The 1,846-nt window shown below is 28.2% G+C and carries 3 protein-coding genes; all 3 read right to left on the minus strand.

What is annotated here, in order from left to right; all coding sequences use genetic code 11:
* Positions 1-438: 438 nt before the first annotated feature.
* Positions 439-624, minus strand: coding sequence for a BlyA family holin (locus tag U880_RS0101815; RefSeq protein WP_024654531.1), 186 nt, complete (start codon positions 622-624; stop codon positions 439-441).
* A gap of 81 nt (positions 625-705) precedes the next feature.
* On the minus strand, positions 706-1,575 hold the full coding sequence (locus U880_RS0101820) for a DUF685 domain-containing protein (protein WP_024654532.1): 870 nt from the start codon (positions 1,573-1,575) through the stop codon (positions 706-708).
* A gap of 16 nt (positions 1,576-1,591) precedes the next feature.
* Positions 1,592-1,846, minus strand: a 255-nt coding sequence (locus U880_RS0101825) for a DUF735 family protein (protein WP_024654505.1), incomplete at its 5' end; no start/stop codon positions are given.

Raw genomic sequence — 1,846 nt, forward strand, 5'->3', positions numbered from 1 at the left:
AAAAAGATATTTGTATAAGTAGATGTATTTTTATCATTATTATTTTTTTGTAGAAGTTCTGTAAATTTATTTAGTATATCAATACCTATTTTTGCCGTACTTAAATTCATTTATAGTTCTCTCCTAATAATTTTGTAATATTTATGATTTTGTATGATTTTTTGGATTTGAGGGAGCATTAATGCTCCCATCCATTTTTGTTTGTTTCGGATATCCTGTTTTGTTGTAGGTGCATAAGGCATTGCACCATTTTCGGATGGAGTTTGCAAGTACCGTAGTTTTCAACTTGCGTTCCTATCCATAATTGCCTAAGAATAAATATATAGCAAAAACAAAATATTATCAAGTAAAAAACAAATTTTTTGTAATTTTTTAGTAGCTGAAAAAAAATTATTGCAGTCCAATATTACTTGGACTGTAATAACCTTTTACCAAATATCATAAATCTTCGCCTTTGTCTTTGCTTTTAAACTTGGTAACTAAGATGTTAATAATATCTTTAGTTATTGGTTTAAGAAGAAAAACAAATAATGAACCCATACCTAAAATGAATAGAGAAATAATAATCAATTTACCCCCGTCAATATTAAGTAAAAGTTCCAATAAAGCATTGAGACTTTGCATAATCCTTTAACCTCACTTTTTATAATAAATGGTATAGTTAAATATATAGCAAAAACATAAATATAGCAAAGGAAATAGGAATTATAATTTAAGGAGCAAGGGATTACCCCCAACGTTTTTTTGCATGTACCAACCTTCTAAAATATTTAATCTCAGACCTGTTCCGCCATTCACACTTGAAAGTTGAAATAACGTTCTTTTTGAAGAATAGCCGCTGTATTTTATATTAACAATTTTATTAGCTTGAGAAGTTGAACTAGATATTGCTTCAACTTTGACAATTAAGTAAATAGGTTTATCATCATATGAGCTGTCTGTTTGTATGGTAATTTCAGAATTTTGATTTGTTTGTGACGAATCTGACAAGTCAAAAACATAACGACCATATTTTAAACTCGACATATACACGGTTTTGGTATATTCCCCAGAATATTGTCTTTCTGGTTTTATTATAGTAGTACTAGTTGCACTGAAGCTACCGCTAATACCGGTAAGATGTTCTTGAACCTTTATTTTTTTCAAAGAAGAATAGTAAAGTCCTAGAAAATAAGTATTTGTATTCAATGTGTCTTGTTGTGATAAATCATATTCAAGTTTATTAGTAACTTTACTAAGAATAGAATCCATAACACTGGATTCATTATTTTTGAGTTTTTCTATAACTTTTTGATAAGCTTGATTTATAAAGTTTGTATTTTGTAATAATTCATTTGCAATTAGAGTTTGTATTATTTGCTTAAAATCATCGACTCCTTCGCCTTGAACGAATGTTTTTTTATGCAATTCTTTACGAAAGTCATCAAAAGTAATTGCATGACAACTAGAAAAGCCATCATCTAAAACCAATAGATCAGAGGGGTCAGTTGAGGTTCTTCTATTGAGGTTTCTAATTTCTATTGTATCATCATGTCTTACGACGGTATCTTGTTCAGGACTTTCTTGATTAGTCATAAAATCTCCTTATTTATTATCCTTTAAATTCTCTGACGTATTCATTCTTATAGTTTTGTATTTTAAGTATTCTTCCAATAGGAATGAGTTTTTTGATAAATGCGTAAATAGAGTTTTCATATCCTTTAGGAAGTAAAGTTATAATCCATGCTTTTTTAAGAATGCGTTCATTTTCTTTAGTTTTGAATATAATTTTTTTATGAGGTGTAGTGTCTTTTTTTGACTTACTACCAACAATAAATGCTATAACATTAGTTTTAATATCGCTTTT

Source organism: Borrelia hispanica CRI, from assembly GCF_000500065.1.
In the GTDB taxonomy this organism is placed as follows: domain Bacteria; phylum Spirochaetota; class Spirochaetia; order Borreliales; family Borreliaceae; genus Borrelia; species Borrelia hispanica.